This window comes from Tardiphaga sp. 862_B3_N4_1, from assembly GCF_051811085.1.
Taxonomy (GTDB): domain Bacteria; phylum Pseudomonadota; class Alphaproteobacteria; order Rhizobiales; family Xanthobacteraceae; genus Tardiphaga; species Tardiphaga robiniae.
The window spans coordinates 2,419,803-2,439,375 of the sequence record NZ_JBPWQB010000002.1; the positions used below are offsets into that span (position 1 = coordinate 2,419,803).

Annotated in this window: 18 protein-coding genes and 1 pseudogene; 7 read left to right on the forward strand and 12 right to left on the reverse strand. The window is 62.3% G+C overall.

What is annotated here, in order from left to right; translation table 11 throughout:
* The first annotated feature begins 196 nt into the window (after positions 1-196).
* Entirely contained in the window at positions 197-2,920 is a 2,724-nt protein-coding gene (gene mutS, locus AB8B02_RS28720; protein WP_439065960.1) for a DNA mismatch repair protein MutS, read from the forward strand.
* A gap of 101 nt (positions 2,921-3,021) precedes the next feature.
* Here the strand turns inward: mutS and AB8B02_RS28725 are convergent, their stop codons facing one another.
* The 5 genes from AB8B02_RS28725 to AB8B02_RS28745 form a co-directional block, all read right to left on the reverse strand.
* Positions 3,022-3,819 (reverse strand): hypothetical protein, encoded by a 798-nt coding sequence (locus tag AB8B02_RS28725; protein WP_439065829.1) that lies wholly within the window; start codon positions 3,817-3,819, stop codon positions 3,022-3,024.
* 62 nt (positions 3,820-3,881) lie between these two features.
* Positions 3,882-4,391 carry an OsmC family protein gene (locus AB8B02_RS28730; RefSeq protein WP_089262662.1) on the reverse strand — a complete coding sequence of 170 codons (510 nt, stop codon included), beginning with the start codon at positions 4,389-4,391 and terminating at the stop codon, positions 3,882-3,884.
* Between the two features lie 57 nt (positions 4,392-4,448).
* Positions 4,449-5,228, reverse strand: coding sequence for an ABC transporter ATP-binding protein (locus tag AB8B02_RS28735; RefSeq protein ID WP_309947824.1), 780 nt, complete (start codon positions 5,226-5,228; stop codon positions 4,449-4,451).
* Positions 5,228-6,076: an ABC transporter permease gene (locus AB8B02_RS28740; RefSeq protein ID WP_439065830.1), complete on the reverse strand. Its 849-nt coding sequence runs from the start codon at positions 6,074-6,076 to the stop codon at positions 5,228-5,230. The genes AB8B02_RS28735 and AB8B02_RS28740 overlap by 1 nt, the downstream gene beginning before the upstream one ends.
* 96 nt (positions 6,077-6,172) lie before the next feature.
* Positions 6,173-7,144, reverse strand: a complete 972-nt coding sequence (locus AB8B02_RS28745) for an aliphatic sulfonate ABC transporter substrate-binding protein (RefSeq protein ID WP_439065831.1) — start codon at positions 7,142-7,144, stop codon at positions 6,173-6,175.
* Positions 7,145-7,415: 271 nt separating this feature from the next.
* Here AB8B02_RS28745 and AB8B02_RS28750 point away from each other — a divergent pair, with 271 nt between their 5' ends.
* Entirely contained in the window at positions 7,416-10,211 is a 2,796-nt protein-coding gene (locus AB8B02_RS28750) for a [protein-PII] uridylyltransferase (protein WP_184513274.1), read from the forward strand.
* Between the two features lie 120 nt (positions 10,212-10,331).
* Positions 10,332-11,414 (forward strand): hypothetical protein, encoded by a 1,083-nt coding sequence (locus AB8B02_RS28755; RefSeq protein ID WP_439065832.1) that lies wholly within the window; start codon positions 10,332-10,334, stop codon positions 11,412-11,414.
* Between the two features lie 206 nt (positions 11,415-11,620).
* Here the strand turns inward: AB8B02_RS28755 and AB8B02_RS28760 are convergent, their stop codons facing one another.
* Together AB8B02_RS28760 and phaR are read right to left on the reverse strand one after the other, a co-directional pair.
* Complete coding sequence (locus tag AB8B02_RS28760; protein WP_309947817.1) at positions 11,621-12,142, reverse strand: methylated-DNA--[protein]-cysteine S-methyltransferase; 522 nt, start codon at positions 12,140-12,142, stop codon at positions 11,621-11,623.
* 88 nt (positions 12,143-12,230) lie between these two features.
* The gene (gene phaR / locus AB8B02_RS28765; RefSeq protein ID WP_089262652.1) at positions 12,231-12,830 is read right to left on the reverse strand and encodes a polyhydroxyalkanoate synthesis repressor PhaR; all 600 of its coding nucleotides are present in this window, start codon (positions 12,828-12,830) and stop codon (positions 12,231-12,233) included.
* Positions 12,831-13,137: 307 nt separating this feature from the next.
* Between phaR and AB8B02_RS28770 the strand changes: the two genes are divergently transcribed.
* From AB8B02_RS28770 to AB8B02_RS28780, 3 genes and pseudogenes are all read left to right on the forward strand, one after another.
* The gene (locus AB8B02_RS28770) at positions 13,138-14,316 is read left to right on the forward strand and encodes an acetyl-CoA C-acetyltransferase (protein ID WP_089262650.1); all 1,179 of its coding nucleotides are present in this window, start codon (positions 13,138-13,140) and stop codon (positions 14,314-14,316) included.
* A gap of 183 nt (positions 14,317-14,499) precedes the next feature.
* The gene (gene phbB / locus AB8B02_RS28775) at positions 14,500-15,225 is read left to right on the forward strand and encodes an acetoacetyl-CoA reductase (protein ID WP_175368635.1); all 726 of its coding nucleotides are present in this window, start codon (positions 14,500-14,502) and stop codon (positions 15,223-15,225) included.
* Positions 15,226-15,294: 69 nt separating this feature from the next.
* Positions 15,295-15,528: pseudogene (locus AB8B02_RS28780) on the forward strand (EamA family transporter); the annotation flags it as partial.
* Here the strand turns inward: AB8B02_RS28780 and AB8B02_RS28785 are convergent.
* The 3 genes from AB8B02_RS28785 to AB8B02_RS28795 all read right to left on the reverse strand — a co-directional run bounded on the left by AB8B02_RS28785 (position 15,525) and on the right by AB8B02_RS28795 (position 17,116).
* Positions 15,525-15,959: a cupin domain-containing protein gene (locus AB8B02_RS28785; protein ID WP_439065833.1), complete on the reverse strand. Its 435-nt coding sequence runs from the start codon at positions 15,957-15,959 to the stop codon at positions 15,525-15,527. The pseudogene AB8B02_RS28780 and the gene AB8B02_RS28785 overlap by 4 nt on opposite strands.
* A complete protein-coding gene (gloB, locus tag AB8B02_RS28790) occupies positions 15,959-16,726 on the reverse strand; it encodes a hydroxyacylglutathione hydrolase (RefSeq protein WP_439065834.1) in 768 nt (255 codons plus the stop codon). The genes AB8B02_RS28785 and gloB overlap by 1 nt, the downstream gene beginning before the upstream one ends.
* 84 nt (positions 16,727-16,810) lie before the next feature.
* On the reverse strand, positions 16,811-17,116 hold the full coding sequence (locus AB8B02_RS28795) for an MliC family protein (protein WP_439065835.1): 306 nt from the start codon (positions 17,114-17,116) through the stop codon (positions 16,811-16,813).
* Positions 17,117-17,338: 222 nt separating this feature from the next.
* On the opposite strand from AB8B02_RS28795, the gene AB8B02_RS28800 reads away from it, so the two are divergent.
* The gene (locus tag AB8B02_RS28800) at positions 17,339-18,121 is read left to right on the forward strand and encodes a class I SAM-dependent methyltransferase (RefSeq protein WP_439065836.1); all 783 of its coding nucleotides are present in this window, start codon (positions 17,339-17,341) and stop codon (positions 18,119-18,121) included.
* Between the two features lie 3 nt (positions 18,122-18,124).
* Here the strand turns inward: AB8B02_RS28800 and xerD are convergent, their stop codons facing one another.
* Entirely contained in the window at positions 18,125-19,078 is a 954-nt protein-coding gene (xerD, locus tag AB8B02_RS28805; protein WP_439065837.1) for a site-specific tyrosine recombinase XerD, read from the reverse strand.
* Between the two features lie 83 nt (positions 19,079-19,161).
* A complete protein-coding gene (locus AB8B02_RS28810; RefSeq protein WP_439065838.1) occupies positions 19,162-19,572 on the reverse strand; it encodes a nuclear transport factor 2 family protein in 411 nt (136 codons plus the stop codon).
* Between the last annotated feature and the right edge of the window lies 1 nt (position 19,573).

Consider the following 19,573-nt stretch of genomic DNA (forward strand, 5'->3'; position numbering starts at 1 on the left):
AAGAACCCCCGCTGACCCGGTCAAATGCCGCTGCTGGATGGCTGCGTTGTCCCTGGGAATTCAAAGAATTCCCTTGAGAACTGCGGATATGAAATCGCAGTTGACTTGTCAACTGCCTCGCCACGGTGGGGAAAACTATGGTTTGCGACAGCCGCGGGTGGGATCGGCGGAGCAAAATTTGCTAGCGTCCGGCGCCATGACGATCCAGCAGCCCATTACCGCCCCAGAACCCGCTCCCCGCGTGGAAGACACCGCAAAAGTGTCTCCCATGATGGAACAGTACCTCGAGATCAAGGCCGCCAATCGCGGCCTGCTGCTGTTCTACCGGATGGGCGATTTCTACGAGATCTTCTTCGAGGATGCGGAGGTCGCCTCGCGCGCCCTGGGCATCGTGCTGACCAAACGCGGCAAGCATCAGGGCATGGATATCCCGATGTGCGGCGTGCCGGTGGAGCGCTCCGACGACTATCTGCATCGTCTGATCGCGCTCGGCATCCGCGTCGCCGTCTGCGAGCAGATGGAAAACCCCGCCGAGGCGCGCAAGCGCGGCAACAAGAGCGTGGTCCGCCGCGACGTCGTGCGCGTGGTGACGCCCGGCACGCTGACCGAAGAAAACCTGCTCGATGCCCGGGCGAACAACTATCTGCTGGCGATCGCGCGCAGCAAGGGCTCAAGCGGTGCGGATCGCATCGGTCTGGCCTGGATCGATATTTCGACTGCCGAATTCATTGTCACCGAATGTGCGACAGGCGAACTCGGTGCGACACTGGCGCGGATCAATCCCAACGAGGTGCTGGTTACGGACGCGCTCTACAGCGATCCTGATCTCAGCCAGTTGCTGCGCGAATTGCCGGCGGTGACGCCGCTGACCCGTGACGTGTTCGATGGTGCCACCGCCGAACGCCGGCTGTGCGATTACTTTGCCGTCGCCACTATGGACGGCCTCAGCGCCATGTCGCGGCTGGAAGCGACCGCTGCGGCGGCGTGCGTCACCTATGTGGAGCGCACGCAGGTCGGCAAACGCGTGCCGCTGTCGCCGCCGACCCACGAAGCGGTCGGCACCACCATGGCGATTGATCCCGCGACCCGCGCCAATCTCGAACTGACGCGGACACTATCAGGCGAGCGCAAGGGCTCGCTGCTCGATGCCATCGACTGCACCGTGACGGCCGCCGGTTCGCGCCTGCTGGCGCAGCGTCTCGCCGCGCCACTGACCGATGAAGTCGCTATCGGCCGCCGGCTCGATGCGGTCACGAGTTTCGTATCGGACAGCGGGCTGCGCGACGATCTACGCTCGGCCCTGAAGTCTGCGCCTGATATGTCGCGCGCATTGGCGCGGCTTTCGGTCGGTCGCGGCGGTCCGCGCGATCTCGCCTGTCTGCGTGATGGTGTGCTTGCCGCCGATCAGGTGCTTGATCGTCTCGGCGTCATCGACAATCTGCCAGCGGATATCACCGCCGCGATGACCGGCCTGCGCCGGCCATCGCGCGAACTCGCCGCGACCTTTGCGCGGGCGTTGGCCGACGATCTTCCGCTGCTGAAGCGCGATGGTGGTTTCGTGCGTGAAGGCTTCGAAGCTGCGCTCGACGAGACCCGCAATCTGCGCGACGCCTCGCGTCTCGTGGTCGCCGCGATGCAGGCGCGCTATGCCGATGACACCGGTGTGAAGGGTCTCAAGATCCGCCACAACAACGTACTCGGCTATTTCGTCGAGGTTACCGCGCAGCATGGCGACAAGCTGATGCAGGCGCCGCTGAACGCGACCTTCATCCACCGCCAGACGCTGGCCGGGCAGGTGCGTTTCACCACCTCCGAACTCGGCGAGATCGAAGCCAAGATCGCCAATGCCGGCGACCGCGCGCTCGGGCTCGAGCTCGAAATTTTCGAACGGCTGTCGGCGATGGTCGCCGAGGCGTCGGAAGATCTGCGCGCTGCCGCCCATGCCTTCGCACTGTTGGATGTGGCGACGGCGCTGGCAAAGCTTGCGGTCGATGACAACTACGTCCGCCCCGAAGTCGACAACTCGCTGTTATTCGCCATCGAGGGCGGCCGGCATCCGGTGGTCGAACAGGCGCTGCGCCGCGACGGCCAGCCGTTCATCGCCAATGCCAGCGACCTCTCACCGGGGCCGGGGCAGAAGTCCGGCCAGATCTGGCTGATCACTGGTCCGAACATGGCCGGTAAGTCGACCTTCCTGCGCCAGAACGCATTGATCGCGCTGCTCGCGCAAATAGGCAGTTTCGTGCCGGCCTCGCGCGCCCGCATCGGCATTGTCGACAGGCTCTTTTCGCGCGTCGGCGCTGCGGATGATCTCGCGCGCGGTCGTTCGACCTTCATGGTCGAGATGGTCGAGACCGCCGTCATCCTCAATCAGGCCACCGAACGCGCGCTGGTAATTCTCGACGAAATCGGCCGAGGCACGGCGACCTTCGACGGTCTATCGATCGCCTGGGCCGCGATCGAGCATCTGCATGAGAGCAATCGCTGCCGCGCACTGTTCGCGACGCACTACCACGAGCTCACGGCGCTCTCCGCTAAACTGCCGCGGCTATTCAATGCCACGGTGCGGGTCAAGGAATGGCACGGCGACGTGGTGTTTCTGCACGAGGTGCTGCCGGGCTCGGCGGATCGCTCCTATGGCATTCAGGTGGCCAAGCTCGCGGGCCTGCCGCCGGCGGTGATCGCGCGCGCGAAGTCGGTGCTGGCCAAGCTTGAAGCGCAGGATCGCGGCCAGAGCGCCAAGGCGCTGATGGATGACCTGCCGCTGTTCGCGATCACAGCGCGTGCACCGGTCGAGGCGGCTCCTCCGTCGGAGGCGGAATTGCTGATGGACGCCGTGAAGGCGCTGCATCCCGACGAGATGTCGCCAAGGGAGGCGCTGGATGCGCTCTATGCGCTGAAGGCGAAACTGCCGAAGTAACATTCTCTATCGTCATGCCCGGCCTTGTGCCGGGCATCCACGCCTTGTTTCTCTGCGCCAAAGACGTGGATGGCCGGGACGAGCCCGGCCATGACGGGGTTTTACACGTAGCGCACCCGCCTGCGGCCCCACGCCCACAGGCCGAGATTCCACACGACACAGGTGGCGAGCGCGAGGCTCAGGGCGACCACCGAGCCGAAGCGGGTAGCGGTGACATGCATCACGGCCACCGCGATGCCGAAACCCATCAGGCCCCAGCCGCCATTGGCGATCACGGCGGCGGTGGGCGGGCCACCGATCCGCGGATGCAGGATCAGCATCAGGCTGGTGAAGACCACGGGATAAAGTGCGAGAATGCCGCTGCCGGTCGGGCCGATGGTCGAGGACAGCGTCACCACGGTGGCAACCAACGTTGCGACGAGAGCGGCACGCAGCGGGATGTCGTACCAGCGCCGGGTGATGAGCGGCATCTTCGCATGGCGAAACCGCGCCATCAGCGGCAGGCAGATGCCGAAGGCCACGACATTGGCCGCGATGCCGCCAAGCAAAGTCCATTCGAACTGCCGCACCAGCAGGGCGAGGGCGAACCACACCAGCACAGCGGCGCCGAGGCTGACGATCACGTTGTGGCGTTGCGCCAGCAGCACGTAAGTCAATCCGAGAAGCATCGTCGCGCCATTGATCGGCAGGCTGGCCAATGCACCTTGCGTGATGAAGGCGGCGTCATGATCGAGCGCGAGAAAGACGTAGGACGGTCCCGCCGAGATCGGCAGCGTCGCTACCAACGCGCCGATCACCGGGCCGGATCGTTCGGTGATGATGGAGGCCGTGATCACGAAGGCGGCGGTGATCGCCATGCGCAAAGTGAGCGTCAGGAGGAAGGCAAGTTCGGGAGACATGGCAGCCTGACGAGAGGAGGTGCTTGGCCTCCTCTTTCCTTGGTGGGAGTCGTCCGGCCTGCTTACACCCTGTTGAGGGACACCGAAACCTTCGGGCCATGCTTGATGGTCTGGTAGACCACGCAATAACGCTCGGTCAGCTTCAGCAGCAGATCGAGCTTGTCCTGCGGCGCGTCGGTGTCGACATCGAAGCGCAGGCGGATTTCGGCAAAGCCGACCGGGGCTTCCTTGTCGACGCCGAGCGTGCCGCGGAAATCGAGATCGCCCTCCGCTGTCACATTGCCGGACTTCAGCGGAATTTCGACGGCGGTGGCCACCGACTTCAGCGTCACGCCGGCGCAAGCCACCAGTGCTTCCAGCAGCATGTCGCCCGAACAGAGTTCGAGGCCGGAGCCGCCCGTGGCCGGGTGCAGGCCGGCGGCTGCGATCTGCCGGCCGGTCTCGACCTTGCAGGCGATGCCGTCATTGTCGATTGAGCCCTTGGCCTTCAGCGTGATGAAGGCTGCCTTGGGATCGGTCTTGTAGAGCTCTTTGATGGGGGCCTGGGTGGCGCGAAGCGCGGCGGCGTCCATGATATCTCTCCCTGAGATCTTGTTAGTTGCAGCTTTTATTAGCTCGCGGCGCTGTTGTCACCACCACGCGCCGACCGCCTCGGCAGGCGCGTTATCGGGCACGTTGCGATCGAGAGATCGATCCAGCGCGGTGAGCACGCGGCGCTTCACGGCTTCGAACAGCGGCGAGGCACGGTCGCGCGGACGGGCGAGGCCGACATCGATCTCGGCGAACAGCCGACCGGGCCTCGGACGCATCACCAGCACGCGGTCCGCCAGCACAACGGCTTCGTCGACATCATGGGTGACAAGGACCAGCGTCGGCCGCGTGTCGGCCCACAGATCAAGCAGATGATCCTGCAGATCGCGGCGCGTGAAGGCGTCGAGCGCGGAGAACGGCTCATCCAGCAACAGCACCTCCGGCTGCGGCACCAATGCACGGGCGATGGCCACGCGTTGCGCCTGCCCGCCGGATAGTTCGCGCGGCCATGCCTTTGCTTTGTCCGACAGGCCGACGCGCGCCAGGGCCTGTGCGACTTTCTCGCGGCGTGCGGCGACAGGAAGCTCGGACAGTCCGAAGCCGATGTTGTCGGCGACGGTCAGCCACGGCAGCAACCGCGGTTCCTGGAAGATGATGCCGATTTTCTCATGCGGCGCGCTGATATCGATATTGTCGATGCGGATGCTGCCGGTCGAGGCGCGATCGAGCCCCGCAACGGCGCGCAGCAGTGTCGATTTTCCGCAGCCGGAGCCACCGATGATGGCGACGATTTCGCCCTGCGGGATTTGCGCGGTGAAGCGCTCCAGCGCATGGACGCCGTTGGGATAGGTCTTGCCGACCTTGTCGAGCGCGAGCATCAGGTCTCTCCGCCCGGACGGAACGCATCCTGCCAGCGCAGCAGTGGCGTGGTGATCAATTCGATCAGCCAGTCGGTGGTCTTGCCGAGCAATGCGAAAATGGTGATGGCGGCGAGGATCTGCGCGGGCTTGCCGAGCTGCTGGCCGTCGATCAGGAGATAGCCGAGCCCTTCGGAGGCGCCCATGAATTCGGCGGCAACCACGAACATCCAGCCGAGCCCGAGGCCAACGCGAAGTGCAACAACATAGGCCGGCAGCACCGCAGGCAGCAGGATGCGGCGGATCATGGCGGGGCCAGAGAGGCGGAAGGTACGACCGACCTCGACGATCTTGCGATCGACCGAGAGGATCGCGCCCATCACGCCGAGATAGACCGGAAAGAACACGCCGACGGCGATCAGCGCGACCTTCGACGTCTCAAAAATGCCGAGCCACAGGATGAACAGCGGCACCCAGGCGATAGAGGGGATGGCGCGCAGCGCCTGCACGGTGGGATCGAGCAGTCGCCGCGCGATTCCCCAATAGCCGGAGATAGCGCCGAGCAGCGTGCCGGCGACAACGCCGAGGCCGAAGCCGGCGGCAACGCGCGACAGCGTCGTGGTGATATGGCGCCAGAGTTCGCCGCTTCGGGCGAGCTCCATGATGGTGGCGAAGACGCGCGACGGCGGCGGCACCAGCCGGCCGTTCGACCAGCCGGACCAGACGGCCAGCTCCCATGCCAGCGCCAGTGTGAGTGGGAGCACAACGCCGAGCGCTGGCCGCGCGAAACGCTGCCAGCGCCTGTTGGATGCGGATTTTTCACGCGTCTCCGCTACGTCGGGTGCGGTCGTGTCGAGCGTCATGGCCATAGCTGAAGCGCGTCTCGATTTGGTTTGCAAGATACTCAAAAGCTTCACCCTCCCTTTGCGGGGAGGGTGAAGGGTGGCTTCGCAGATGCGAAAGCGTCAGCTCTTTGGCAGCGGCACCTGATCGTCGATCAGTGCATCCACCGTTGCCTTTACATCGACCTTGGCGTCGATCACGCCGGCCTGCTGCAATGCGAGACCTGCGGCGAGGATCGACTCGCGCTGGGGCGCGCCAATGCGGCTGTGGATCAGCTCGGTGCGTTCCTTGAGCTGCTTGTCGACGACCGCGTCGGGCAGCTTGGTGACGCCGATGAACGCCTTCTTCAGCTCGGGATAGTTCTCCAGCGAATATTTCCGGGCGTCTTCATAGACGGCGAGGACGCGGCGCGCGGCATCCGGATAGTCCTTCAGGAATTGCTCGCGCACATTGAGGATGCCCCAGGTGTTGGCGTCCGGCTTGCGGAAGAACAGTTTGGCGCCGTCCTCGACCTCGGCCTGCGCCATCATCGGATCGAGTCCGGCCCATGCATCGACGTCGCCGCGGATCAGCGCGGCCTTGCCGTCGGCATGCTGCAGCAGAACTGGCGTGATGTCCTTGTCGGTGAGGCCGGCGCCGAGCAAAGCGCGGACCAGGAAAATGTGGGGATCGGTGCCGCGGGTCACCGCGACCCGCTTGCCCTTGAGATCGGCGACGGAGGCGATCTTGGAGTCCTTGCCGGTCACCAGTGCCGTCCATTCCGGACGCGAATAGACGTAGACCGACTTGATCGGGTTGCCGTTGATCTTGGCGACCAGCGCGGCGGAGCCCGCGGTCGAGCCGAAATCGATGGACCCCGCATTGAGGAATTCGAGTGCCTTGTTGGAGCCGGCCGACTGTACCCAAGTGATCTTCACGCCGTCCTTGGCGAACTCCTTCTCCAGCAGGCCGTTCTGCTTGAGGATGATCGAGACCGGATTGTAGGTCGCCCAGTCGAGCCGGATTTCCTTGAGCGGTTCGGCGAAGGTAGCTCCGGGCAGCAGTGCAGCCGCAGCAATCAGACCGGCGACAGCGCGCCGTGACATCGTGAACATTCTGGTCTCTCCCTGGTGGACTGTCGAAACGTGAGGTTCGAAGGCGACTTGCATCCTGCGGGCGTCATGGCACCACGCCGGGGTCGCTCTCTGTGCGAAAACGTGCTTTAATTTCAATTAGTTATGGCGTTCCGTCAACGAGAAGATATGATGCGCCAAGGACACCGCCGCGAGAACGTTGTTGCCCGGATTGCGCAAAAGGCAGCATGGACTAGCTGTGGGGCTACAATCACCGTGACAGCGCTTGCGCCGTCCGATATCCGGGTTGTTCATGGACAGCGTTGCTACACAAGACAGACCGACAACCGAAACCGACTTCGACACGACGCGGATTACCGCCGAGATCGATGCGCTTGCAGCGCAGCATCGCGGCAAGAACGATTTGTTTCGCGCCGCCGTCGCCAAGCTGCTGAAGGCCGAACTGCTCAAGGCCAGTGAAGCGGCCGAGGCCGTCCTGTTGAAGGACCGCCACGGCCGACGCTGTGCCGAGCAGCTCTGCCACGTGCAGGATGAGATCATCCGCATGCTGTTCGCCGCGGCGACGAAGCATCTGTATCATTCGCCAATCCCGTCCGGTGCCGAGCGCATGGCGGTGGTCTCCACCGGCGGCTATGGCCGCGGGCTGATGGCGCCGGAATCCGACATCGATCTGCTGTTCATCCTGCCCTACAAGCAGACCGCCTGGGGCGAACAGGTCGCCGAAGTCATTCTCTATTGCCTGTGGGACATGGGCCTGAAGGTCGGCCACGCTACGCGTTCGGTGGATGAATCGATCCGCCAGGCGCGCGGCGACATGACGATCCGCACCGCGATCCTGGAAACGCGCTTCCTCACCGGCGATCAGGCTCTCTACGACGAACTGGTCACGCGCTTCGATGCCGAAGTGGTGCAGGGCACCGCCGCGGAATTCGTCACTGCCAAGCTCGCCGAACGCGAGGAGCGCCATCGCCGTGGCGGCCAGTCGCGCTATCTGGTCGAGCCCAACGTCAAGGACGGCAAGGGCGGTCTGCGCGATTTGCACACCGTGTTCTGGATCGCGAAATACGTCTATCGGGTGCGCGATAGCAAGGAGCTGGTCGCGCGCGGCGTGTTCGATCCGCAGGAATACCGCACCTTCAAGCGTTGCGAAGACTTCCTGTGGTCGGTCCGCTGCAATATCCACTTCCTGACCAAACGGCCGGAAGAGCGGCTGTCGTTCGACCTGCAGCGCGAGATTGCGGTCCGCCTCGGCTATACCTCGCATCCCGGCATGCAGGACGTCGAGCGCTTCATGAAGCACTACTTCCTGATTGCCAAGGAAGTCGGCGATCTCACCGCGATCCTGTGCGCCAAGCTCGAAGACCAGCAGGCCAAGCCGGCGCCGGCGCTGACGCGCATGATGGCCAAGCTGCGGCCCGAGATGCATCGCCGCCGGCTGCCGGACAGCGATGCGTTTATCATCGACAACAACCGCATCAATCTTGCTGCGCCTGACGTGTTCAAGGAAGACCCGATCAATCTGATCCGATTCTTCCGACTGGCGCAGAAGCACAATCTGGCCTTCCATCCCGATGCGATGCGGACCGCGACGCGCTCGCTCCGGCTGATCACGCCGGAGATCCGCGAGAACGCCGAAGCCAACGCGCTGTTTATGGAGATACTGACCTCGGATAACGCCGAGATCGTGCTGCGGCGGATGAACGAGACCGGCGTACTCGGTCATTTCATTCGTGCCTTCGGCCGCATCGTGTCGATGATGCAGTTCAACATGTATCATCACTATACGGTGGATGAGCATCTGCTGCGGTGTGTCGGCATCCTTCAGGAGATCGAGCGGGGCGGGAACGACGAGTTCGTTGTCGCCAGCGATCTGATGCGCAAGATCCGCCCGGAACATCGGGCGGTGATCTATATCACGGTGTTGCTGCATGACATCGCCAAGGGGCGTCCAGAGGATCATTCCATCGCCGGCGCCAAGGTGGCGCGGCGGCTATGCCCGCGGCTCGGATTCAACGCTGCGGACACGGACCTCGTCGCATGGCTGATCGAGGAACATCTCACCATGTCTACGGTGGCGCAGTCGCGCGACCTGTCGGATAGCAAGACCATCGAGAATTTTGCGGCGGTCGTGCAGTCGGTCGAGCAGATGAAGCTGCTGACGATTCTCACCACCGCCGATATCCGCGGCGTCGGTCCCGGCGTCTGGAATGGCTGGAAGGCGCAGCTGATCCGGACGCTGTATTACGAAACCGAGCCGGTGCTGACCGGTGGTTTCTCCGAGGTCAATCGCGCACAGCGCATCGCATCGGCGCAGGCCGAATTCCGCCGTGCCTTCACCGAGTGGCCCGAGCAGGATCTCAACGCCTATATTCTGCGGCACTATCCGGCCTACTGGCTCAAGGTCGAGCTCGACCGCAAAATTCGCCACGCGCGCTTCCTGCGGGCATCGGAAGAGGCCGGGCACAAGCTCGCGATCAATGTCGGGTTCGATGAAGCCCGCGGCGTCACCGAGCTCACGATTCTGGCCGTCGACCATCCCTGGTTGCTGTCGATCATCGCCGGCGCATGCGCCGCAGCCGGCGCCAACATCGTCGACGCGCAGATTTACACCACGACCGATGGCCGCGCGCTGGACACCATCGCGATCTCCCGGGAATACGATCGCGATGACGACGAAGGCCGCCGTGCAACACGAATCGGCGACATGATCGAGGACGTGCTCGAAGGCAAGGTGCGGCTGCCGGAAACCGTGGCCAAGCGCGCCTCGACCAAGGGCAAGATCAGGGCCTTCACGGTGGAGCCGGAAGTTATCGTCAACAACCAGTGGTCAGATCGCTACACCGTGATCGAGGTCTCCGGCCTCGACAGGCCGGGTCTGTTGTATCAACTGACCACGGCGATCTCGAAGCTCAACCTCAACATCGCTTCGGCGCATGTCGCGACCTTCGGCGAGCGCGCGCGAGACGTGTTCTACGTCACCGATTTGCTTGGAGCGCAGATCAATGCCCCGACGCGTCAGGCTGCGATCAAGCGCGCGTTGATCCATCTGCTGGCAAACGGCGATATCGCGGAGAAGCCGGCGGCGTAGAGGGCACGCGGTGGGAGGGTGATCGATACAGTTTGAAGTAAACAGCCGACAATCTGTCAGCAATTCTTTGCTACGACGTGTTCCGCGCTGCAAAAAGCAAACTGAAGCTCGAGGTTGGTGTTGCCCAAACCACTCCGCAAATTGTTCTGGTGGCCGGCAGTTGTCGGCATACTCTTTGTTGGCGGCGTTGCCGTATTCAGTCTCCAGCGTTGGGCGAGTTCGAACAGCAGCTCGGATGATCTCGGTCGCAGGGACAGGGGCTTTTACCTCGCCGCATCTGTCAAGAATGCTGCGTTACTCGTGAAAAGCGGTGCGGACGACAATTTGCAGCTGCTTCTGATTGATTTTCAAAGCGGACGGAAAATTAGACTTCGCAGCGAACGCGCGCATTTGTCATCGGCCTATCTGTCGCCGGACGGGGCACGGTTATTATTCTCCCGTGTTCCATTCGGCGAACAGCAGGGCTACGAATTGGTGTCATGTGCGACGGATACGTTTTCCTGCCGCAGCATCGTCAAGAGCAGCGGTTCGATTCACTCTGCATTTGAAATTTCCAACGGTCGATTTCTCTACGTTTCGAGTCCGTACTTTAAAGCCTACGATGGCCGCTTAAGACTGAACCGCAACGATATCTGGATGTTCGATCCAGCAGTCGGCGCGCGCCAACTGACTGACTTTCAGTTGTACGAGCTGCATTCCCTTAGTCTGGGTGGTGCATCGCTGTATTTTTCTGCGCTGGGCTCGCCGTCGCAAAAGCCGATCATTCCAAAACAGGATCCCAGTTCGAACCGCCAGAGCAGTATTTTTCAACTCCCCTTCGATGCGATGAAAGGCTTCCTCAGCATGCCTTCCACGACGCTATCGCCATCCTTCGAAGCATCCGGCATCGCTACCCGTCCAAGCGCTTCGGCCGATGCTTCGCTGGTGGCATTCCTGAGGACGAGGACCGACATTGGTGCCTATCGCTACGATTTGGTGGTCGCGGACCTCAAAACCGGCGCCGAACGCTTGATTACTGCACCTGGACGGGGCTTCTCACGCCCCGTAGTGATTGGCGATAATATCTATGTCAGCTTTACCAATGGCGATCGGGTGACCATCAGACGCTATGGTCGAGACGAAGTGGAGATGCTGTCCGTCGCCGAAATCGACGACGCGTCTGTTGCGTCGGCTGAAGTGGTTGATCTGAAAATAGCGCCCTAAACTATCGCCATGAGCGGCGATCGAGCGCGCGCTGATCCATTTGCTGGCGAATGGCGATGCGGCGGAGAAGCCAGCGGCGTAAGTGCATTTGCCGCTTTGACCTCTCCACGTCATTGCGAGAAGCGAAGCGACGCGGCAATCCAGAAGGGCGCAGGCGAAGAAAGACTGGATTGCTTCGCTTAGCTCGCAATGACGGCTGAGAGAATCTACTTCACCACGACACCCTCATGTTCCAGCAGCCAGCGTTTGCGGGCGATGCCGCCGCCATAGCCGGTGAGTGATCCGTTGGCGCCGATCAGCCGATGGCAGGGCACGACCACACTCAGGGGATTTGCACCATTGGCATGGCCGACGGCGCGCATCGCATTGGGCACGCCGAGTTGCGCTGCCAGCGTGCCGTAGCTGAGTGTGCTGCCTGCAGGGATTTTTCGCAGTGCCGTCCAGATACGGTTCTGAAACGGCGTGCCGGGGATGTGGCAGGTGATGCCATCGAGCTGGTCGAGGTCGCCGTCGAAATAGCGTGAGAGTGCACTGCGGATCTCGGATGGTGCCGAGTTCTCGGTCAGTTCGACCGTCCCATAGTAACGACGCAGCAAAGTCAGCAAGCGCTCTTCGTAATCGATCCAGTCGAGTGCGCAGAGTGCGCCACCGTGGTTCGTCACCAGCAGCGCGATGCCGATCGGGGTGTCGAGCCGGTCGAGAGTGAGTGGGGTGGGTTGCTTCGCCATGGCGATGTTGCGCTCATCAAATGAAAACGCCGACCGTAGGTGTAGCTACGGCCGGCGTCATTCCGATTTCCGATAAGTGAGCCGCGAATTATTCCGGCTTCGGCTCGTGCGACATGCGCTCGAGGCGTTCCTGCATTTCCTTCATCTGGCGACGCAGGTCATCCATAGTGTCGGCAGGCTCAGCGGTCGGCTCCGGCGCCTTTTCCGGCTCCGGCGACGCAGCGCCGCCGCGCGGCGGCACGAACGGCTTGAACATCGCGAAGGTCTGCTGAAACAATTCCATGTTGCGACGAACGGTTTCCTCAAGTGGCGCGAACGGCGTCATGCTGAACGTGTTCGTCATCTGCTTGCGGAATTTCTCCTGCTCGCGCGTCAGGCTGTCGATGGACTGCTCGAGATACTTCGGCACCACCATCTGCATGCTGTCGCCATAGAAGCGGATCAACTGGCGCAGGAAAGTGGTTGGCAGGAGATTCTGGCCAGCCTTGTTTTCCTGTTCGAAGATGATCTGGGCCAGCACCGAGCGAGTAATATCGTCGCCGGTCTTGGCGTCATAGACGAGAAAATCCTCGCCGTCCTTTACCATCGCAGCGAGATCTTCAAGCGTCACGTAAGTGCTTGTTCCGGTATTATAAAGCCGGCGGTTCGCATATTTTTTGATTGTCGTGGGTTGATCTGATTTCGCCATGGGGGCTCACACATACGGACCGAGGACAGGGAACCTTACGGCAGCGCGCCATAAGGTTGTCGAACAACGCAATGCAATAAAGTAAGCACTTTCAAAGGGGCTCGGCTACCGTTTTGTGCGTCACGGTTAAAATGGCAGCAGTCTTGTGCTATGCAAAGCGACATCCGTGCCATTTTGCGTGCGTTGCGGCCGTAATTTGGCTTCTGACCAATTGACAGTCCAACCCTCAGTTAACAGGATAGTTTGCAACGCGGCCCCCGCCATCCTGGCTCTGACCGTCGAAAAAACCTCAACACAGGAGATGTCCATGTCAGACGATGTCGTCATCGTCAGCGCTGCCCGCACACCCGTCGGCAGCTTCAACGGCGCTTTCGCGACCATGCCGGCGCATGATCTCGGCGCCATTGCCATCAAGGCGGCGCTTGAGCGCGGCAAGATCGATCCGGCCCGTGTCTCCGAAGTCATCATGGGACAGATCCTCACTGCTGCGCAGGGCCAGAACCCCGCGCGTCAGGCCTCGATTGCTGCCGGCCTGCCGGTGGAAACCTCGGCTTGGGGCGTCAACATGCTGTGCGGTTCCGGCCTGCGCACGGTCGCGCTGGGCTATCAGGCGCTGCTCAATGGTGATTCGGAAATCGTCGTTGCCGGCGGTCAGGAATCCATGAGCATGGCCCCGCATGCGCAATATCTGCGCGGCGGCGTGAAGATGGGTCCGGTGGAATTCGTCGACACCATGATCAAGGACGGTCTGTGGGATGCCTTCAACGGCTATCACATGGGTAACACCGCCGAGAACGTGGCTAAGCAGTACCAGATCACGCGCCAGCAGCAGGACGAGTTCGCTGTTGCATCGCAGCAGAAAGCGGAAGCTGCGCAGAAGGCCGGCAAGTTCAAGGACGAGATCGTTCCGGTCACAATCAAGGGCCGCAAGGGCGACGTCATCGTCAGCGATGACGAATATCCGCGCCACGGCGCCACTATCGAAGCCATGGCCAAGCTGCGCCCGGCCTTCGAGAAGGACGGTACCGTCACTGCGGGCTCGGCATCCGGCATCAATGACGGCGCTGCTGCCGTGGTGCTGATGACCGCCAAGCAGGCCGCCAAGGAAGGCCTCAAGCCGCTTGCCCGCATCGTGTCGTGGGGCCAGGCCGGCGTTGATCCGAAGATCATGGGCACTGGCCCGATCCCGGCGTCGCGCGCCGCGCTGAAGAAGGCCGGCTGGACCATTAACGATCTCGACCTGATCGAAGCCAATGAAGCTTTTGCTGCGCAGGCTTGCGCCGTGAACAAGGATCTCGGCTGGGATACGTCGAAGGTTAACGTCAACGGTGGCGCGATCGCGATCGGTCATCCGGTGGGTGCATCCGGTGCGCGTGTTCTCGTCACGCTGTTGCACGAGATGGAAAAGCGCGACGCGAAGAAAGGCCTTGCCACGCTGTGCATCGGCGGCGGCATGGGCATCGCGATGTGCATCGCACGCGACTAATCCTTGCGCGTCGCGTGCCGAAAACATCGGCTCGCGCGTGCACTGCACACACTGCTACAACAAAATGCCCGGCGCTTTGCGTCGGGCATTTTCGCTTGATGGTCCAATTCTGCTTGATGTTCAGCGTATCGCGAGATTAATTCGAAGCTATAACTACAAAAGAGATTGGTGGAGGGATCGATCATGGCGCGCGTAGCATTGGTGACCGGTGGAACACGAGGGATTGGCGCTGCGATCAGCAAGGCTTTGAAAATTGCGGGATACAGCGTCGCGGCAAGCTATGCCGGCAACGATGCCGCCGCCGAGAAATTCAAAAGCGAGACCGGCATTCCCGTTTTCAAATGGGACGTCAGTTCCTTCGAGGCCAGCGCCGAGGGTGTGAAGAAGGTCGAGGCCGAACTCGGACCGGTCGATGTGCTGGTCAACAATGCCGGCATCACGATGGACGGCGCGTTCCACAAAATGACGCCCGATCAGTGGAACAAGGTGGTCAACACCAATCTCGGCTCGCTGTTCAATGTCACGCGTCAGGTGATCGAAGGCATGCGCTCGCGCAAGTTCGGACGTGTCATCAACATTTCATCGATCAACGGGCAGAAGGGGCAGTTCGGTCAGGTCAACTATTCCGCGGCCAAAGCTGGCGACATCGGCTTCACCAAGGCGCTGGCGCTGGAGAATGCCAAGCTTGGTATCACGGTGAATGTGATCTGCCCCGGCTACATCAACACCGAAATGGTGCAGGCGGTGCCGAAGGACGTGCTCGAGAAGAACATCCTGCCGCAGATCCCGGTCAATCGCCTCGGCGAGCCCGAGGAAATCGCGCGCGCCGTCGTGTTCCTGGCGGCCGAAGAGTCCGGCTTCGTGACTGGGTCGACGATGACCATCAACGGCGGGCAATATCACGCCTGAGCGGACGCGGTTTCCGCTGACCTCATCCTAGGAGCCCGCCCTTGCGGGCGTCTCGAAGGATGTGCGACATGCGCCACCGCCGCATTTCTGGCCGTCGCCGTACATCGCTTTACGGAGGACGCCGTATGGCCATCGAGTCCGCTGGTATGGGCGGCGATCATCGTGCTCGGTGCCACCTCCTATGCGACGCCGCTGCTATCAACGACGCTCCTGATTCTGGCCGGCTTCGCGCAGGCGAGCGCGAATATTGCTTCCGCGGCAGCATTGATCGCAGCCAAGGATATGATCTGGAAGCCGGGCTAGTCGGGCTTCCAGCCCTTCGGGGCCAACTCAAACGTCGCGAAATCGAAACCCGGTGCCACGGTGCAGCCGACCAGCGTCCAGTCGCCAGTGGTGGAGGCGGCCTGCCAGGCATGCGGTGGGACAATGCCTTGCGGCTCTTGTCCAGCGGCGACGTCCGGCCCGAGCGTGATCGTCCGCTGGCCAGTGTCGTTGGCGATTTCCAGCGTGAGCGGAGCGCCAGCATGATAGTGCCAGATCTCGACGGTATCGATGCGATGCCAGTGCGAGCATTCGCCTGATGCCAGCAGGAAGTAGATCGCCGTAGATGCCGCCCGCCCGCCGGCATCTACGCGACTGTCGCGAAACGTCTCGCGGTAGTGGCCGCCTTCGGGATGCGGCTGCAGGCCGAGCGTTGCGATGATCTCGGCTGCAGTTGGCGTCTTGCCTGTCATCAGGACTTGTTCTTGCGTTCACGGAGTTCGCCGAAAACGTCGTCCTCGCTGAATCCCTTGAGGCGGACCGCGGCGGCGATGGCCGGATCGTCGGCGCGCAGAAACACGTTGGTCTTCTTCTCAAGCCCGAGCAGCACCGGGATGGTCGGCTTGCCGACGGCGCGCAGCTGCGCCACTTCGTCGGCGCGATTCTTCAGCGCTTCGTTGTTGGCGTCGATGCCGAGGCAGAACTTGACGTTGGCCGCGGTGTATTCGTGGCCGCAATAGACCCGGTAGTCGTCGGGCAGTGTGCGCAGCTTCTTCAACGATTGCCACATCATCGGATAGGTGCCTTCGAACACCCGCCCGCAGCCGCCCGAAAACAGCGTGTCGGCCGAGAACAGCGCCAGCTCGCTGTCGAACACGTAGCAGATATGGTCGAGCGTATGACCGGGAGTCTCGAACACCCGCGCGGTGAGCGCGCCGACCTGCACGGTATCGCCTTCGGCGACGCGGAGGTCGACTTCAGGAATTGCCGTGCCCTGATCGTGCGGCGCTGTGACCTTGCAGCCGTAGGTCTTCTTCAGCTCGGCGATACCGCCCACATGGTCCGCATGGTGATGCGTCACCAGAATATCGGTGAGCTTCCAGCCCTCGCGCTGCAGCACCTTCATGATCGGACCGGCCTCCGGCGCATCGATGGCGGCAGTCTTCAGGCTCTGCGGATCGTGGATCAGGTAGCCGAAATTGTCGGACAGGCAGGGGAAGACGCGAATTTCAGCAGCCATGGTAACTCCGTTGGATCACGTCGTGATGCGCTCGCACATACGTGCGGCAAATTGATGGGGATGAATATGGGCGATGCATGACGGTCAGCGCGGTGTCACACATTGGCGCGCGGGCTGGCCGGCAATCTGCAGCGTGATGGTGGTCTGGCCCTTGCCGGCAATCCCGACATTGCCTTCGCCGTAGCGGAAGCCCGAGCCGGATCGCTGGATCGGCATGCGGAGCGTTTCGCCATTGGGATAGAACAGGGTGATCGACTTGCCACCGGAATTGTAATCGACGGAGATCTTGTTGCCGCCCGGCAGCGCAGGGGTGCAGATGTAATCGACCGTCGCCGGATTGGCCTCGGCGGAGATTGGCGCTAGTGCTGCCACGGCCAAACCTGCGGCCATCGCCGCCGCCCTTGTGATTGTTTGACCTCGGCGTGACAGCATTTTTGTCTCTCCTGCAACGACGTCGCGGCACCTGTTTCTCCGACTAGGCCGCAGCCGGGCCGGCCTTGTCAATCGGTGCAACTCACCGCCCGCGATGGTCTGGATATGTGGCGTTAACGCTGCCCTGGCAATGCGCGATTCGGGGGATCGTGGGCCGCCGCAACGTGTTAGAAAGCCACCATGACCATCGATGTGATCGATCTCCGGGATTTCTATTCGCGCCGCCTCGGCATCGTGGCGCGGCGGCTGATCAATCGCGGCATTCAGGCGCATTGGCCGGATGCCGAAGGCCAGCGTGTGCTCGGTCTGGGGTACCCCACACCGTATCTCGGCCTTTTCCGGGAGAATTCCGAACGGTGCATCGCCTTCATGCCGGCGGCGCAGGGGGTGCTGAAATGGCCGACGGCAAAGCCCGCGCTGGCCACACTGGTCGACGAATTCTCGCTGCCGCTGCCGGATGCCGCCGTCGATCGCATCATCCTGGTGCACGCCCTGGAAATGTCCGACGATCCCGAAGGTTTGCTCCGCGAGGTCTGGCGCGTGCTCGCGCCGTCCGGTCGGTTGATGGCGGTGATTCCGAATCGCCGGGGCGTTTGGACCCGTACCGACTCGACGCCGTTCGGTCACGGTCGACCCTATTCGCGCTCGCAAATCACGCAGTTGCTACGACAGACCTGGTTTACGCCGACGGCGTGGAGCGAGGCGCTGTTCATGCCGCCCGTTGGCATGGGCTGGTTCCTGCGCTCGGCAATGGCCTGGGAGCGAATCGGCGCGGCGCTGTCGATGCCGTTTGCCGGCGTGCATATCGTCGAGGCCACCAAACAGGTCTATCGCGCGATCCCCGCCAAGCGTGAGCGCTCTCGGCTGATTCCGGCACTGCAGCCGGTGCTGGTGCCGACCTCCGGGATGCGGCGCGACGATGAGGCGGATCATCTTGGCGAGGCCGAGCCGCACTCGCGCTGAGAGCTATTTTTCCGCGAGCGGATGCAGGTCGCGGACGAGGCTCTTGAGCCGCTCTTCCACCACATGGGTGTAGATCTGCGTGGTCGAAATATCGGTGTGCCCCAGCAGGGTCTGCACGATGCGGAGATCCGCGCCGTTATGCAGCAGATGACTGGCAAAGGCGTGGCGCAGCACGTGCGGCGACACCAGCCGCGGCGCAATGCCGGATGCAGCGGCGAGTTCTTTCAGGTCGCGCGCGAAATGCTGTCGGGTGAGATGGCCGCTCTCGCCAAAAGACGGAAACAGCCACTTCGAGGCGGCACTCTTTTTTGGTTGAGACTTCTGCAACTCGGCCATCGCGGCGAGATATTCGGCCATCGCCTGTTTGGCGGTTTCATTGAGGGGTACCAGCCGCTCCTTGTTGCCCTTGCCGCGCACCACGATCATGCGGGCATCGCGGCGCGCCGCGGTGAGCGGTAGCGAGACCAGCTCGGAGACGCGAAGCCCGGTGGCGTAGAGCACTTCGAGCAGACAATAGAGCCTGGCATCGCGCAGCCGCTGTTGCGCTGAGGCTTCGGTATTCTGTGCCTGCGCCCGCGCCTGCACCAGCATGCGGTCGACGTCTGCGATCGACAGTACCTTGGGCAGGCTGCGGCCGCGCTTCGGGCCGGACAGGATGGCGGCCGGGTCGTCGGTGCGGATTTTTTCGCTGAGCAGAAAGCGAAACAGATGCCGTATGGCGGACAGCCGCCGCGCCACGGTGGTCGATTTGAAGCCGCGCTCGTCGAGGTCTTCGAGATAGTCGCGCAGCAACTGGGTGTCGGCACCGGCAAAGCTGGATTTCGCCCCGGCAGCAAATTCGGAGAAATCTTCGAGGTCGCGGCGATAGGCGTCCAGTGTATTGACGCCAGCACCTTGTTCGGCGGCGAGCATGTCGAGGAACAGATTGGAGAGCTTGGCGTCTGAGGAAGTGGTCATGTGCCATCATAACCCATGATCCGGGCTGCAGCAGCGGTTTTCACTGGCTGCAGCAACCCGGAGCGAATGCAGATCCACAAAGATCAGGCAAACTGTGTGATCGATGTGGCCTGCGACCAGATCACCATCCACTGCCGGTCACGCATTTCATAAACATCGGTGTGCCAATAGTCGCCTGGTGGGACCTTGTGGCCCCCGAAAACCACCTCAATGCGGGCGCGATATCGGATCACGGCACTCGTGCCATACAGCCGCACGGCGATGTCACCGGGCGTCCATGTCAGATACTTGATGTGGCCGCCAGCAACGGCGCCAAGATATTCGGCTTTTGACAGTGCCGCGCCGATCGGCGTGATCAGCTGGAAGTCTGCGGCGTGCAGCGGCTCGGCCGCTGCCATGTCGGCGCTCACAAGCGCACGAAGCCGCGCGCGTTCGATGCTGCGGATATCTTCAGCGTCCGGGTGCTCTTTCGGGGCGACGATGGATGAGGTCATA

Bases quoted from the DNA above. Each gene is read 5' to 3' on its own strand.
- AB8B02_RS28760 (WP_309947817.1), bottom strand. From the start codon at position 12,142: ATGGCGAAGCAACCCACCCCACTCACTCTCGACCGGCTCGACACCCCG.
- AB8B02_RS28730 (WP_089262662.1), bottom strand. From the start codon at position 4,391: ATGGACGCCGCCGCGCTTCGCGCCACCCAGGCCCCCATCAAAGAGCTC.
- AB8B02_RS28740 (WP_439065830.1), bottom strand. From the start codon at position 6,076: ATGGCCATGACGCTCGACACGACCGCACCCGACGTAGCGGAGACGCGT.
- AB8B02_RS28725 (WP_439065829.1), bottom strand. From the start codon at position 3,819: ATGTCTCCCGAACTTGCCTTCCTCCTGACGCTCACTTTGCGCATGGCG.
- AB8B02_RS28795 (WP_439065835.1), bottom strand. From the start codon at position 17,116: ATGGCCGCAGGTTTGGCCGTGGCAGCACTAGCGCCAATCTCCGCCGAG.
- AB8B02_RS28785 (WP_439065833.1), bottom strand. From the start codon at position 15,959: ATGACAGGCAAGACGCCAACTGCAGCCGAGATCATCGCAACGCTCGGC.
- phbB (WP_175368635.1), top strand. From the start codon at position 14,500: ATGGCGCGCGTAGCATTGGTGACCGGTGGAACACGAGGGATTGGCGCT.
- mutS (WP_439065960.1), top strand. From the start codon at position 197: ATGACGATCCAGCAGCCCATTACCGCCCCAGAACCCGCTCCCCGCGTG.
- xerD (WP_439065837.1), bottom strand. From the start codon at position 19,078: ATGACCACTTCCTCAGACGCCAAGCTCTCCAATCTGTTCCTCGACATG.
- phaR (WP_089262652.1), bottom strand. From the start codon at position 12,830: ATGGCGAAATCAGATCAACCCACGACAATCAAAAAATATGCGAACCGC.
- AB8B02_RS28750 (WP_184513274.1), top strand. From the start codon at position 7,416: ATGGACAGCGTTGCTACACAAGACAGACCGACAACCGAAACCGACTTC.
- AB8B02_RS28800 (WP_439065836.1), top strand. From the start codon at position 17,339: ATGACCATCGATGTGATCGATCTCCGGGATTTCTATTCGCGCCGCCTC.
- AB8B02_RS28735 (WP_309947824.1), bottom strand. From the start codon at position 5,228: ATGCTCGCGCTCGACAAGGTCGGCAAGACCTATCCCAACGGCGTCCAT.
- gloB (WP_439065834.1), bottom strand. From the start codon at position 16,726: ATGGCTGCTGAAATTCGCGTCTTCCCCTGCCTGTCCGACAATTTCGGC.
- AB8B02_RS28745 (WP_439065831.1), bottom strand. From the start codon at position 7,144: ATGTTCACGATGTCACGGCGCGCTGTCGCCGGTCTGATTGCTGCGGCT.
- AB8B02_RS28770 (WP_089262650.1), top strand. From the start codon at position 13,138: ATGTCAGACGATGTCGTCATCGTCAGCGCTGCCCGCACACCCGTCGGC.
- AB8B02_RS28810 (WP_439065838.1), bottom strand. From the start codon at position 19,572: ATGACCTCATCCATCGTCGCCCCGAAAGAGCACCCGGACGCTGAAGAT.